Source organism: Streptomyces sp. NPDC090077 (genome assembly GCF_044747545.1).
GTDB lineage: Bacteria > Actinomycetota > Actinomycetes > Streptomycetales > Streptomycetaceae > Streptomyces.
Map to the genome: position 1 here is coordinate 18,097 of NZ_JBIVEG010000016.1, position 13,738 is coordinate 31,834.

Consider the following 13,738-nt stretch of genomic DNA (forward strand, 5'->3'; position numbering starts at 1 on the left):
TTCGGTCGGGACGTGTCAGTCGTCTCGGGGCTCGGGACCGTTGGCTCGGCCGACCAGGATCACGACCGAGCGCGGGCCGATCAGGTACTTGCCGGCGTTGTCGAGCTCCTGTTCCGCCCCCGGGGTGCGGATGTCGTACGGTGCCTCGGCGCCGGTGTCGGCGAACAGGTGCCAGCTGCGGCCGCCGGGCAGTGCGGGCAGTTCCAGGTCGTGCGCCTCCCAGTGGGAGTTCATGGCCACGTACACCACGTCCTGGTCGCCGGTGCCGCAGCGGGCCACCGCGATCAGCCGGCTGTCCTGCGACCAGTCGGGCTGCCAGGCCCGCTCCCCGTGCCAGCTGATGTCCGGCAGGCCGAGGCCGTCCCGGAGCCGGCCCGTGGGGTGGGAGGTGGAGCGCAGCTCCCGGTGGTGACCCCGGAAGGCGATCATCTGGCGGGTGAACCGGAGCAGCTCGGTGTTCTCGTCGACCTGGTCCCAGTCGAACCAGGACAGTTCGTTGTCCTGGCAGTACGTGTTGTTGTTGCCCTGCTGGGTCCGCGCGACCTCGTCCCCCGACAGCAGCATCGGTATGCCCTGGCTGGTGAACAGGATCGCGAGGGCGTTCTTCATCTGCCGCAGCCGCAGCGCGTTGACCTCGGGATCGTCGGTGGGTCCCTCGGCTCCGCAGTTCCAGCTGTTGTTGTCGTTGGCGCCGTCGCCGTTGCCCTCGCCGTTGGCCTCGTTGTGCTTGTCGTTGTACGCGACCAGGTCGGCGAGGCTGAAGCCGTCGTGCGCCGTCAGGAAGTTGACGGAGGCCGAGGTCCCGCGGCCGGTGTACAGGTCGGGCGAGCCCGCGACCCGGGTGGCCAGTTCGCCGGTCACCCCGGGGTCGCCCTTGAGGAAGCGGCGGACGGTGTCGCGGTACTTGCCGTTCCACTCGGCCCAGCGCCCGTAGGCCGGGAAGTTGCCGACCTCGTAGAGGCCGCCCGCGTCCCACGCCTCGGCGATGAGCTTGGTGTGCCGCAGGACCGGGTCGAAGGCGAGCATCTCCAGCAGCGGCGGGTTGGGCAGCGGGGTGCCGTCCAGGTCCCGGCCGAGGATGGCCGCGAGGTCGAAGCGGAAGCCGTCGATGTGGTAGTCGGCGACCCAGTGGCGCAGGCAGTCCAGGACGTAGTTGCGGACCACGGGGTGGTTGCAGTTGACCGTGTTGCCGGTGCCGCTGAAGTTGAAGTAGTACCCCTCGGGCGTGAGCATGTAGTACGTGGCGTTGTCCAGGCCCTTGAAGGAGATGGTCGGGCCCTGCTCGTTGCCCTCGGCGGTGTGGTTGAAGACGACGTCGAGGATGACCTCGATGCCGGCGGCGTGCAGGTCCTTGATCAGGGTGCGGAACTCGTCGCCCTGCATCCCGTAGCGTCCGGTGGCCGCGTAGCCGGCCTTCGGCGCGAAGAAGGAGACGGTGTTGTAGCCCCAGTAGTCGTAGAGCTTCTCGCCGGTCTCGGGGTTGGTGCGCGGGTTGTCGCTCTCGTCGAACTCGAAGACGGGCAGCAGCTCGATGCAGTTGATCCCGAGCTCCTTCAGGTACGGGATCTTCTCCCGCAGCCCCGCGAACGTGCCGGGGGCCGTGACCTGCGAGGAGGGGTGCCGGGTGAAGCCGCGCACGTGGGCCTCGTACACGACGAGGTCCTCGGCGGGGATCCGCAGCGGGGTGTCGTCGCCCCAGTCGAAGTCCTGGAGGCAGACCCGCGAACGGTACTGGTAGCCGCGGCTGCGGTCCGGTTCCACGCCCCACACGTCGCGGCCGGCGATCAGCCGGGCGTAGGGGTCGGAGAGGACCTGCCGGGCGTCGAAGCGGTGGCCGGTGGCCGGGTCGTAGGGGCCGTCGGCCCGGTACCCGTACTCGATGTTCTCGTGGTCGAGGCCGAAGACCGTCATGGAGAAGACGCTGCCGGTGCGGAACTCCTCGGGGAATTCCAGCTCGGCCATCGGCTCGGGCTCTCCGCGCTTGTAGATGACCAGGGACATGGAGGTCGCCTGGTCGGAGAAGACGGAGAAACTGACCCCGCCGGGGACCACGTTGGCCCCGAAGGGGAACGGCTTGCCCGCGCGGACGCGGTACCCGCCCACCTCGTGGGTCGGGTACGCGTCCACGCGCAGCACCTGCTCGGAGCGGGCCTCGCTCATCGCACGGCCTTGGCCCGGGCGGCGGCCGCCTCGCCGGTCTCGAAGAAGTCGAGGAACCCGGTGGCCGACATGACGAACCGGACTTCCTCGCTCACCCCGTACAGGGTGACCGCGACCCCGGCGTGCTGCGCCTCGCGGTAGACGACGAGCAGCGTGCGCAGCCCGGCGCTGGAGACGTAGGTGACGGCGGTCAGGTCGATGCGCAGCGGCCGGCCCTCGCGGACCAGCGGCAGCAGGGACTCCAGCAGGGTGCCGGATGTCTCGCTGTTGATCTCGCCGGTGGCGACCAGCACGGTGGCCGTCTTGTTCCGGCGTTCCTTGACGTTCAGACTCATGGCCTGCATTCCCCTCTTGTTGGGGCGCCCCCCGTGGGCACTACTGCTTGTTCACCGGCCGGAGCCGGACCTTGACCTTGACCCGGCCCTGGACGTCGGGGAGGTGGACGGTCAGCGCCTCGGCGTCGAACTCCTCGTAGGGCTTCTCGTCGATCTCCACGGACGCGATCCGCACCGAGCCCGCGGGCAGCAGGTCGGGCGAGACGCGCAGGATCCGGTCGGGCAGGTCGGTCGGGTCGGGCTGGAAGTGGAAGTCCATCTCCCGGCCGTTGATGAGAAGGTTGTTGTAGACGGCGGCCAGGTAGCAGAGCTCCGCCGAGTGGTACATGGACATCGAGTGGCTGCCCTTGAGCCGCTCCGTGCCGAGCAGGTACGGCGTACCGCTGGCGAGCACGTTGAAGTAGACGGCTCCCTCGTCGTGGTCGAGGAAGAAGGTGTTGTAGAAGGCCTGGGCCTGCCGGGCCTCGCGCAGGCTGGCGTCGCCGCCGACCGTGCCGTTCAGGATGAGGTAGGCGAGGATCGCCTGCTCCTGCTGCCACCAGGCCTTGCGGTCGTGCCAGGCGAACCGGTACGACTCCTGGTCGCCCTCCTTGACCCGTTCCACGACGTCGTACCAGCCGCCGCGCTGCCGGTCGCTGCCGACGGCCGGCATGATCTCGCCGATCTTTCGGGCGAGCTGCTCGTAGGCGGGCTTGGCCTTCAGCGAGTTCATCCGCATCAGGTTCCAGGCGATCTTCAGGTTGTGCCCGACGACCGCGCGGTTCTGCTGCCAGCTGTGCGCGGTGTCGTGCGACCAGTCGCGGAAGAAGCGCTCCTGGACGAACGGGCTGTTCTTGTAGTCCGGGAACCGGTCCGCGATGGTGTCGAAGGTGTACTCCAGGAAGTCGGCGTACTTCTGCTCGCCGGTCGCCAGGTACAGGTTGATGAGGTACGCGGGCGCGTGGTCCCCGACCGAGTTCCAGTTCTTGCGCTCGGCGTTCTCGCCGAGGGACTCGTGGTCGGCGCTGAAGAGGATCGGGTCGATGTGCGAGTAGTAGCCGCCCTGCTCCTCGTCCTTGAAGAACTTGTCGAAGAGCCGGATGGTGGCGTCGGCGTCGTTCCTGATCCGGACGTCGCCGGTGACCCGGTACGTCTGGATGGGGCCGGCCAGCGCGTAGATCTGCTCGTACATCGGGATCGCGTCGTAGTCGTCGGAGAACTCCGAGGTGAACAGCTTGCGCTCGCTGTCGCCGTCGACGCTGATGCCGTGGTACCAGAAGACCACGTCCTCCTCGCTGTCCACGACCCGCATGTGCTTGCGCAGGTACTCGGTGCCGCGCTCGGCGATCTCCAGGTACTCGTCCTTGCCGGTGAGCAGGTAGGCCGAGGCCATGCCGTAGACCAGGCGGGAGATGGTGTCGGTCTCCTGGACGTGGCTCGCGGTCTTGTCGCCGCCGAGGCGGATCTCGGTGCGGTACTCGGTGAAGTCCACCGGTCCGTCGCCGAACTGGGCCCGCTTGTAGAAGTCGGCGAGGGACTCGATCTGCCGGATCCACCAGCCGGCCTCCTCGAAGCGGTAGTCCTCGGCGCCGCGGCCCAGGAACACCAGCCGCTTGGCGTCGAAGCGCCCGCCCTGCTCGGGGTAGTGGACCCCGTAGGCGAAGAGGAACCGGCCCGGGGAGAGCATCTCGTCGACGTGCCCGGAGGCGTCGACGTACGGCTCGTCCAGGTTGCGCACCAGCTCGGCGCTGGGCCCGGAGGCGAGGGAGACCTCGAACTCGCGGTCGTCGGTGGTCTTCAGCCGCAGCAGCCGGGCGGAGGAGTCGAAGCGGACGACGTAGCCCGCGATCGTGTCGGAGAAGGAGAAGTTCGGCGAGCCCGCCATGTCATGCACCGTCCTTGTCGTGTGAGCGGTCGTCCTCGTACCCCTGGCTGACCTCGACGATCACCCCGTCGGGGTCGCGCACCCAGACGGTCCGCCAGCCGCAGATGAAGTCGTCGAAGTCCAGCGGCCCCAGGGTCACCTCGGCCGCGTCGCCCAGCTCCGCGAGGAAGGCGTCGACGCTGTCGGTCTGGAAGGCCAGGTGGCGTATCCGGCCCGGGGCCGGCGGGCCGTCTTCGTGCGCGGGCCGGGCCGGTTCGGCCGCCGCCGCGAAGAGCTCCAGGTACGCGTCCCCCTTGCGCAGGAACACGATCCGCGCCTCCCCGAGGTCGACGACCCGGGCCCGGGTGAAGCCGAAGTACCGGGTGTAGAACTCCTCGGTGGTCTTCTGGTCGGCGCAGTTGAGGCCGACGTGGGACCAGGCCATCGCGCCCATCAGGCGCTCCCCCGGCCCCGGCCCGCCGCGAGCAGTTCGATGATCCGGCGGGCGAAGAGGTGGTGGTGGGCGCCGGTGCGGCCGGTGACGAGGTCCCCGTCGACCACCACGTCCTCGTCGACGTACTGGGCGCCCATGTTGCGGACGTCCCCGATGAGGTTGTTGTGGCAGACCACCTTGCGGCCGCGCACCTTGGCCGGGATCGAGGAGGCCAGCCACATGCCGTGGCAGATGATCCCCTTGAGGACGGTCGGCTCCTCGAAGGCCCGGCGCAGCAGCTCGGTCGCCGGCGCGAGGACGTCCACGTCCTCGGTGTAGCGCAGCCGGTCGGCGACCATCCCGGAGGGCACGATCAGCGCGGCGTAGCGGCGCAGTTCCTCGTCGTCCAGCCCCTCCAGGGACTGGGTCGCGGTGAAGGGCGCCCGGTACTCGTGCCCGGTGAAGGTGATGGAGTCGTTGCCCCACAGCCGGGTCAGGAAGTCGACCTCGGCCCCTTCCTCGGCGAACCGGCGCTGGTAGTAGAAGATCTCCGGTTCGTAGTAGTCGCTCTCGACCAGGACCGCGATCCTGGTCCCGGTCAGCGCCCCCTCGCGCAGGACCACGTCAGGCACGGGAGATCCCCCTCAGGAAGTCCGCCGCGCGTTCGGCGATCATCGCGATGGCGGTGTGGCAGTTGCCCGACGGGACGGCGGGCATCACGCTGGCGTCGACGACGCGCAGGTTCCGTACGCCGTGCACCCGCAGTTCGGGGTCGACGACGGCGAGGTCGTCGACGCCCATGCGGCAGGAGCCGGCCTGGTGGTGGTAGCTCTCGGACTTCTGCCGTACGAAGGTCCGCAGTTCCTCGTCGGAGGCGAAGCCCGGTCCGGGCTGGAGCTCCTGCTTGTACCAGGGCGAGAAGGCGGAGGTCGCGAAGAGCTCGCGGGCGAGCTTGACGCCCTGCACCATGCGCTCCAGGTCCCACCGGTCGCCGAGGTAGTTCGGGTGGATCAGCGGGTGGGCCAGCGGATCGGCGCTCGCGAGCCTGATCCAGCCGCGCGAGACCGGGCGTACGACGCCGGGCAGGATGGAGACGGTGTTCGGGTGGTCCTTGCCGACGATCACGTCGAACGGGACGTGGACGAAGGCGATCTGGAGGTCCGGGGCGGGCAGTCCGGGCCGGGAGGACAGGAACAGGGCGCTCTCGGAGAGGTTCTGCGCGGGAGCCGGGAGTTCCTGGGTGACCTCGGCCATCAGCCCGGTCAGGACGTGGTTGTGGAAGTTCTCGCCCACTCCGGGGACGGCCGCGGTGACGGCGATGCCGTGTTCGCGCAGCCGCTCGGGGTGCCCGATGCCGGAGAGCAGCAGCAGCTTCGGGGACTCGATGGCCCCGGCGGCGACGATCACCTCGCGCCGGGCCCGTACGGTGTGCGGCCCGGGGGCCGCGGCGGTGCTGTGGCCGTCCCGTACCGTGCGGCCGGGGATCTCCGCGGGCGCCTGGAGCTGGGTGTACTCGACGCCGGTGCAGGTGTCGCCCTCGAAGAGCAGCCGGGTGGACTGGGCGCTGGTGCGCAGGGTGAGGTTGGGGCGGGCGAGGGCCGGCTCCAGGTAGGCGGCCAGGGTGCCCTGGCGGCGGCCGTCGGCGACGTCGATGTGGTGCCAGCCGGTGCCGAAGAGGCCGCGCCGGGGGCCGTCGGTGTTGAAGTCGGCGATCTCCTGGTGGCCCAGTTCGACGGCGGCGTCGATGAAGGCGCGGGAGACCGGGTTGGGGCCGTGCCGTCCGGCGTTGGTGATCCGCTGCGGTCCGGTCGTGCCGGTGGTGGCGGCGGTGGCGTCCTCCTGGCCCTCCAGCAGGGCGAAGTAGGGCAGTACGTCCTCGTACGCCCAGCCGGCCGCGCCCTGGTAGGCCCAGTTGTCGAAGTCCGAGGCGTGGCCCCGGATGTGCATCATGATGTAGAGGTTGCTGCTGCCGCCGGGGGCCTTCCCGCGCGGTTCGTACGTACGGCGTCCGCCGAGGCCCGGCTGCGGGACGCTGGTGTAGCCCCAGTCCACGGGCCCGCCGAGCAGCTTGTACCAGGAGGACGGGTCGTCCACCTCGGGCGGGATGCGGGGGCCGCCGGCCTCCAGGACCAGGACGGAGACGTCCGGGTCCTCGGACAGGCGGTTCGCGAGGACGCTGCCGGCGGTGCCGGAGCCGACGATCACGTAGTCGTACTGTTCCGTGGCCACGAGTCCGGTCCCCCCTCAACCCTGGCCGAGCACCTGGAAGGGGGCGGTGTCGTGGTAGTTCGCCATGTAGGCGATCCGTCCGTCCACGATCTCGAAGTAGTTCATCACCTCGGCCTCGATGGCCTCGCCGGAGGCGCTGACGGCGCTGAGGTGGGAAACGGCCGCGGCCTTGGTCCCGTCGACCAGGAAGTGCACGGGCTCGTTGCGGAAGACCCGGTACATGGTCCCCATGCCCTTCATCATCGAGCGCAGGGTCTCCAGGCCCTCGATGTGTCCGGCGAGCTGCTCGTCCATCACCTGGTCGTCGGCGAACAGGTCGCACCAGCGGTCCCAGTCCCCGGCGTTGGCGTACTCGTAGTACTTGGTCAGGATCTCTCGGGCGTCCATCGCGTCTCTCATCCCCCTATCGGTCCCTGCGGGTGCCGTCCGGCGCGAACGGTGCCCAGAACTGGCTGAAGGCGGCCGCCGTGTCCCCGAAGAGCCCGTCGCGGCCCTCGGTGATCCGGCCGTCCCGCCACCGCATGAAGTGGAAGACCTGGTAGTCCATCCGCTCGTACGGGGAGGCGCTCTCCGGGTCGGCCCCGTCGCGCCGGGCGACGTTGCGGCACACGTCGGCGCTGCAGTCCTCCCCGACGAGGACCGCCTCCAGGTCCATCCGGAAGGTGCCGCCGGTGAGCTTGTGGGTCTGGCCCATCAGCTCCAGGAAGGCGTCCAGGCCCTCGTACCAGCCGGCCAGCGGGTGGTTGCCCGGCACCAGCCAGCGCAGGTCCTCGGAGTAGTACTCCAGGATCCGCGCGCGGTCGCCGGAGCCCAGCGCCCGGTAGGCGGCCTCGACCCGCTCGCGTGTCACTCCGGTCATCGCCGCCGCCCCCTCAGAGCGAGCCCGAACCGGGCATCGGCGCCAGTTCGTTGACGGTGTACTGCTTGATCAGCGGCCCGTCGTCGCCGGCGACGAGCGTCCAGGTCTGGTCGGCGTCGAAGCCCAGCCACTGGCTGCGGGCGGCCGGCGGGTCCCAGATCTTGGCCTGCCAGTTGACGAGGACCCGCACGACGGCGCGGTCGCCCTCGATGACCGGCTCCACCTTGGTGACCGTGTGCACCTCGTCGAAGAACCGGTGGGTGACGGCGTCGTACCAGCGGCCGAAGCCCTGGTGTCCGAGGAAGGTGTCCTCGGGGACCTTGAACTCCAGGTCCTCGGTGATGAGGGCGAGGACCTGCTCCAGCGGGAGGTGCCGGTCCAGGGCCACGTACCAGTTCTCGGCGAAGGCGCGGATGGCGTCCTCGGTCAGCCGCTCGGCGGGCATGCGGTCTCCTCCTGTCCGTCGGTGTGTCGCGTGGTGTGCCCGGCCGGGCCGGGTGCGGGCGGTGTTCAGACCTGGACGTCGACCAGGTACGGGCCGGGGTGGGCCAGCATCCGGGTGACGGCGGCCGCGGCCTCGTCGGGCTTCTCCACCCGGGTCCCCTCGGCGCCCAGCGCCCGGGCCAGCCCGGCGAAGTCGATCTCGGGGTGGGAGAGGTCGAAGGAGCCCGGGAAGGGGTGCTCCGCGATGTCCCGCTCCCGCCAGTACTGGGCGATGTTGTCGTCGAGCAGCCGGTACTTGCGGTTGTTGCAGACCACGAACTTGGCGGCGATGCCGTGCCGGACCGCCGTCCACAGCGCCTGGTAGGTGTACATCGACCCGCCGTCGCCCGCGAAGCCGACGACGAGCCGGTCGGGATGGGCGAGCTTGGCGCCGACGGCTCCCGGGAAGCCGACGCCCAGCGAGCCGCCGCGGGTGAGGTGGTAGTCGCCGGGCCGCTCGGGCGGCAGGTGGCGGGTGACCAGCGGGGAGGTGGTGAGCGCCTCGTCGAAGACGATCAGGTCGCCGCCGGTGCGTTCGGCGAGCGTCCGCAGGAAGACGGCCATCGGCGAGTCGTCGTCCGTCCGCTCCAGGGCCGCGCGGGCCCGCTCACGGGTCCGTACGTCCAGCCGGGCCGCGGCCGCCGCCCGCCGGGCCGGGGTCAGCCGCTGTTCCAGTACGCCGGCCAGGGCGCGCAGCGCGTGCCGCGGGTCGGCGGCCAGGCCCAGGTCCACGGGGTGGTTCTTGGCGATCTCGTAGGCGTTGAGGTCGATGTGCACGACCCGGGCGCCGGGCCGGAAGGGGTTCTCCAGTTCGGGGAACACCTCGGGGAAGACGTAGGTGCCGACGATCAGCACCCCGTCCGCGTCCGCGACCAGTTCCTTGCTGTGCGGGCCGAACATGTGGCCCGTCTGGCCGCGGCGCAGCGGGTGCGAGGCGGCGATGTTCACCTCGGACGAGTCGACCTCGTACACGTCGGCGCCGAGCAGTTCGGCGACGGCGGCGAGTTCGGCCTGCGCTCCGGAGAGCGCGACCCCGTCGCCGACGAGGACCACCGGGCGCTCGGCGCCGGCGAGCAGCTCGGCCGCCCGTGCGACGGAGGCCGGGGAGGGCGCCACGTCGGTGAGGGGCACCGTGGCGGGCAGCACGGGCTCGGAGTTGAGCTCGTCCAGCACGTCCATCGGCAGGGCCACGAACACCGGGCCGCGCGGCGGGGTCAGGGCGATCTTGACGGCCCGCCGGACCGTGCGGAGCACGGAGCGGGGGTCGGTGACCCGGGTCGCGTACTTGGTGACGGGCTTGGCCATGGCCACCAGGTCGGAGGCCATCTGCGCGTCCATGGCGTCGTAGCGCACCCCGGCGTCGCCGGCGACCACCACGAGCGGGGTGTGGCCGCGCAGCGACTGGTAGAGCATGCCGATGCCGTTGCCCAGCCCCACGCCGGAGTGCAGCTGGAGCAGGGCCGCACCGCCGGTGGCGCGGGCATAGCCGTCGGCGATGCCCGCGGCCACGGTTTCCTGGAGGGCGAGGACGTACTGGAAGTCCGCCGCCGCGTCGACCGCGTCGAGGAATCCCTGTTCCACCGTTCCCGGATTTCCGAACATGACGTTCAGACCGTCGGCCTTGAACTGTTCGATCAGCCTTTCCCGTCCGGGAGTGGCTTCGGTATTCATCGGACTCCCCCTCTTTCCCCTACCACCCGTAGCGGGTGAGACCGTCCTCCAGGACTTCCACGATCTTCTGCCCCGTGAGGTACGAGTCGGGGGTGGAGCGGCCGGTCACGAAGGGATAGTCGACTATCACCGAAAGGGGGTGGCCGAAATTCCCGTGATAGGCGCCGCGCGGGCCGGTCGCATCGCGCAGGATGTACTCCAGCGGATACGGGGGCGGGCCCATGTTGAAGTCGGTGCCGAGGAATCCGGTGCCGTCCTTGTAGTCGTACTCCTTGCAGTGGCCGGTGACGTGCTTGCCCCAGATGATGCTCTTGCGGTCGCCCCAGTCCCGGGCGAAGGCCAGGCAGGCCACGCCGTAGCACTCGGCGGCGACGACCTTGCCGGCCTTCTCGAAGGCCAGGATCAGGGCGTGCACCCGCTCGTTGTTGGCGAGGTCGGCGATCGGACCGCTGCCGCCGACGATGAGGATCGCGTCGTAGTCCGCGATGTCGGCGTCGATCTTGTCCAGATCCCGGTGGTACTGCTCCAGTTTGCGCAGGTACCCCTCGTCGCTCGTGTACGGGCGTTCGGGGACCCACGCCTCGATGTCGAGCGGGGAGTCGAGCCGGTTCGACTGCTCGAACTCTCGACCCAGCCGGGCGTTCTCCTCGGTGGTCACCGAGCGGCCCAGCGGGGGGTCGACGTAGTTCGCGTCGAGGCTCGGCGGAAGTGCGTGCGCGCGCTTTCCGGTCGGCGTGGCGAATACGATCTCGTAGCCCCGCTCGTCGAACTTGGAAACGGGTCCGATCAGTTCCTCGGACCAGTAGCCGTGTTCGGAGACAATGACCAGAATCTTTCTGCTCACAGATTCCTCCAGGCGCCGCCTGTTGTCGTTTGCGTTCCCCACACTGCGTGCGCCCGGGGCCCTCGTCAAAGTGCGTGAAGGCGACTTCGTGAGGTAGCGGGCAAGGTCGTGGCGGCACCTCACCTAGTCACCCGCCGAGGTCAGGAAGTACCCGCCGGACTTCCTGACCTCGGCCGGATCGGTGAACCGTTTCGGGATCCCCGATTTATGGTCTGGACGCGCCGTGATGGACGGGCGCGACGGGGCGTACGACTGCGCGAGGAGAGGGACGGGGACGATGACGATGGAGTTGTTGTGCACACACATCGACCAGATACGTCCGGTGAAGCCATCCGCGGAGGGCTGCGGGGAATGCCTGCGGCTGGGTGACGGCTGGGTGCACCTGCGGATGTGCCTGAGCTGCGGACACGTCGGGTGCTGCGACTCGTCGAAGAACCGCCACGCCACCCGGCACTACCGGACGAGCACCCACCCGATCGCGGCCTCGCACGAGCCCGGCGAGGACTGGGCCTGGTGCTACGCCGACCAGCTGATGCTGGACCCGGCGTGAGCGCGGCCCCGGAGGGCGCCGCCGCCCCCGCCACCACGGCGGCCGCGACGGCGAAGGGCGCCGCCGAGCGCGCCGAGAGCCGCAAGCCCGTCATCCTGGCCGTGGACGACGACCCGCAGGTGCTGCGGGCCGTCCGCCGCGACCTGCGCAGCGCCTACGGCGACCGCTACCGGGTGCTCGGCGCCTCCTCGGCCGCCGACGCGCTGAAGATCCTGGACTCCCTGGACGAACGCGGCCACGACCCCGCGCTGTTCCTCGTCGACCAGCGGATGCCCGACGTCACGGGGGTGGAGTTCCTGCTGGAGGCGGTCAGCCGGTTCCCGGACGCCCGCCGGGTCCTGCTGACGGCTTACGCGGAGACCGACGCGGCCATCACCGCCATCAACCGGGTACGGCTGGACTACTACCTGCTCAAGCCGTGGGACCCGCCGCACGAGCGGCTCTTCCCGGTACTGGACGACCTGCTCTCCGACTGGCTGGCCACCTACCGTCCGGCCTACGACGGGATCATCGTCGCGGGCCACCTGGTCTCCCCCGGCACCCACGCCGTCCGGGACTTCTTCACCCGCAACGGGCAGCCGTTCCGCTTCCTGAACGTCGAGCGGGACCCCGAGGCCCTGACGGTGATCGCCGCCGCGCAGGCCGACGCGGCGCTCCCGCTGGTCCGCTTCCCGGACGGCTCGGTGCTGGCCGCCCCGACGGACACGGAGCTCGCCCGGCGGCTGGGCCTGGCCACCACCGCCTCCCGCCCGCACTACGAGTGCGTGATCGTCGGCGCCGGCCCGGCGGGGCTGGCCGCCGGGGTGTACTCGGCCTCCGAGGGCCTGTCCACGCTGATGCTGGACTCCCGCGCCCCGGGCGGCCAGGCCGGCACCTCCAGCCTGATCGAGAACTACCTGGGCTTCCCCTCGGGCCTCTCCGGAGGGGACCTGACCCGCCGGGCCACCATCCAGGCCTCCCGGTTCGGCGCCGAGATCCTGCACCCGGTCGAGGTGGTCTCGCTGACCCGGGACGACCCGGCGAAGATCCTGACCCTGGCCGACGGCACGGAGATCAGCGCGGAGACGGTGCTGCTGGCGACCGGGGTCTCGTACAACCGGCTCCAGGCCCCCGGCGCCGACCGCTTCGAGGGCGCCGGCCTCTACTACGGCGCGGCGACGACGGAGAGCTCGGCCTGCATCTCCCAGCACGTGTTCATCGTGGGCGGCGCCAACTCGGCCGGGCAGGCGGCGGTCCACTTCGCCAAGTACGCGGCGCGGGTGACGATCCTGGTGCGCGCGGCCTCCCTGGACGCGAGCATGTCCCGCTACCTGATCGACGAGATCGACCGCACGCCCAACATCGAGGTGAAGGTCCGCACCACCGTCACCGCCCTGCACGGCGGGGAGCACCTGGAGCGGATCACCCTGCACGACGCCGACTCGGGCGAGGACCGCGAGGTGCCCGCGCGGTTCATGTTCACCTTCATCGGGGCCCGCCCGCACACGGACTGGCTGGCCGGGGTGGTGGAGCGGGACGAGTACGGCTTCGTCCTCACGGGCTCCGACCTGATCGCCAACGGCGGCGAGCTCCCGGCGGAGTGGAGCCTGGAGCGCGCCCCGTACCCGCTGGAGACCAGCGTCCCCGGCGTCTTCGCGGCGGGCGACGTGCGCGCCCACTCGGTCAAGCGGGTCGCCTCGGGCGTGGGCGAGGGGGCGATGGCGGTCTCGCTGATCCACCGCTACCGCTCGATGGGCTGAGAGCGAACGGGAGGACCCTTGCGATCAAGAGGAGAGCGGATGCAACGTTGATTACATGATTACAGCCGAACAGAGCGAGAAGCTCCGCGCGTGGTTCGCCGAGCGCCTGCCGGTGGACGTCTACGAGTCACTCGTCTCGGTCACCGTCGACCGGGAGGAGATCACGGTCGTCGGCAGGGTCCCGGCGTCCGAGTCGGTCAAGGAGTTCCGCGAGCGCACCCGCGAGCAGCGGATGGAGGTGGCCCGCGAGGCGGAGGAGCTCTACCGCCGCAAGGTCGCCTGGGGCGTGCGGTCGGGTGAGGAGACCGTCCTCTTCACCCACCTCGCCGTCCCCGTCATGACCCGGCTGCGCCAGTCCGAGCGCCAGGTGCTCGACACCCTGGTCGCCGGCGGCGTGGCACGCAGCCGGGCGGACGCCCTGGCGTGGTGCGTGCGCCTCGTCGGGGACAACACCGACGCGTGGCTCACCGAGCTGCGGGACTCCCTCGACAAGGTGCGGCAGGTGCGCGCCCAGGGCCCGGACATCCAGAAGTCTGGGTCCGAGTGACGGAAAACCTGTCCGGGTACGCATGATCCCGGAAAGGTAGCCGGG

At 70.4% G+C, this 13,738-nt stretch carries 14 protein-coding genes; 3 read left to right on the plus strand and 11 right to left on the minus strand.

Annotation, left to right across the window (positions count from 1 at the left end; all coding sequences use genetic code 11):
* Nucleotides 1-15: 15 nt before the first annotated feature.
* From glgX to ACIPW5_RS24525, 11 genes are all read right to left on the minus strand, one after another.
* Nucleotides 16-2,160: a glycogen debranching protein GlgX gene (glgX, locus tag ACIPW5_RS24475; protein WP_401248680.1), complete on the minus strand. Its 2,145-nt coding sequence runs from the start codon at nt 2,158-2,160 to the stop codon at nt 16-18.
* Nucleotides 2,157-2,495, minus strand: coding sequence for an STAS domain-containing protein (locus tag ACIPW5_RS24480; protein ID WP_401248683.1), 339 nt, complete (start codon nt 2,493-2,495; stop codon nt 2,157-2,159). Before ACIPW5_RS24480 ends, glgX begins: the two co-directional genes overlap by 4 nt.
* A gap of 40 nt (nt 2,496-2,535) precedes the next feature.
* The gene (locus ACIPW5_RS24485) at nt 2,536-4,359 is read right to left on the minus strand and encodes an AGE family epimerase/isomerase (RefSeq protein WP_401248686.1); all 1,824 of its coding nucleotides are present in this window, start codon (nt 4,357-4,359) and stop codon (nt 2,536-2,538) included.
* A 1-nt stretch (nt 4,360) separates the two neighbouring features.
* Nucleotides 4,361-4,792 (minus strand): VOC family protein, encoded by a 432-nt coding sequence (locus ACIPW5_RS24490; protein WP_401248689.1) that lies wholly within the window; start codon nt 4,790-4,792, stop codon nt 4,361-4,363.
* Nucleotides 4,792-5,403, minus strand: a complete 612-nt coding sequence (locus ACIPW5_RS24495; RefSeq protein WP_401248692.1) for a DJ-1/PfpI family protein — start codon at nt 5,401-5,403, stop codon at nt 4,792-4,794. The genes ACIPW5_RS24490 and ACIPW5_RS24495 overlap by 1 nt, the downstream gene beginning before the upstream one ends.
* Entirely contained in the window at nt 5,396-7,000 is a 1,605-nt protein-coding gene (locus ACIPW5_RS24500) for a GMC family oxidoreductase (protein ID WP_401248694.1), read from the minus strand. The genes ACIPW5_RS24495 and ACIPW5_RS24500 overlap by 8 nt, the downstream gene beginning before the upstream one ends.
* A 15-nt stretch (nt 7,001-7,015) precedes the next feature.
* A complete protein-coding gene (locus ACIPW5_RS24505; protein WP_401248697.1) occupies nt 7,016-7,387 on the minus strand; it encodes a nuclear transport factor 2 family protein in 372 nt (123 codons plus the stop codon).
* 16 nt (nt 7,388-7,403) lie between these two features.
* Entirely contained in the window at nt 7,404-7,859 is a 456-nt protein-coding gene (locus ACIPW5_RS24510; protein WP_401248699.1) for a nuclear transport factor 2 family protein, read from the minus strand.
* 13 nt (nt 7,860-7,872) lie between these two features.
* Complete coding sequence (locus ACIPW5_RS24515) at nt 7,873-8,304, minus strand: nuclear transport factor 2 family protein (RefSeq protein ID WP_401248702.1); 432 nt, start codon at nt 8,302-8,304, stop codon at nt 7,873-7,875.
* 65 nt (nt 8,305-8,369) lie between these two features.
* Complete coding sequence (locus ACIPW5_RS24520; protein WP_401248705.1) at nt 8,370-10,013, minus strand: thiamine pyrophosphate-binding protein; 1,644 nt, start codon at nt 10,011-10,013, stop codon at nt 8,370-8,372.
* A 19-nt stretch (nt 10,014-10,032) separates the two neighbouring features.
* Nucleotides 10,033-10,857, minus strand: coding sequence for a type 1 glutamine amidotransferase domain-containing protein (locus ACIPW5_RS24525; RefSeq protein ID WP_401248706.1), 825 nt, complete (start codon nt 10,855-10,857; stop codon nt 10,033-10,035).
* Between the two features lie 283 nt (nt 10,858-11,140).
* Here ACIPW5_RS24525 and ACIPW5_RS24530 point away from each other — a divergent pair, with 283 nt between their 5' ends.
* The 3 genes from ACIPW5_RS24530 to ACIPW5_RS24540 all read left to right on the plus strand — a co-directional run bounded on the left by ACIPW5_RS24530 (nt 11,141) and on the right by ACIPW5_RS24540 (nt 13,693).
* Entirely contained in the window at nt 11,141-11,407 is a 267-nt protein-coding gene (locus tag ACIPW5_RS24530; protein WP_401249029.1) for a UBP-type zinc finger domain-containing protein, read from the plus strand.
* Nucleotides 11,408-11,502: 95 nt separating this feature from the next.
* Complete coding sequence (locus ACIPW5_RS24535; protein WP_401249032.1) at nt 11,503-13,146, plus strand: FAD-dependent oxidoreductase; 1,644 nt, start codon at nt 11,503-11,505, stop codon at nt 13,144-13,146.
* 55 nt (nt 13,147-13,201) lie between these two features.
* Complete coding sequence (locus ACIPW5_RS24540; protein ID WP_401248709.1) at nt 13,202-13,693, plus strand: hypothetical protein; 492 nt, start codon at nt 13,202-13,204, stop codon at nt 13,691-13,693.
* The last annotated feature ends 45 nt before the right edge of the window (nt 13,694-13,738 follow it).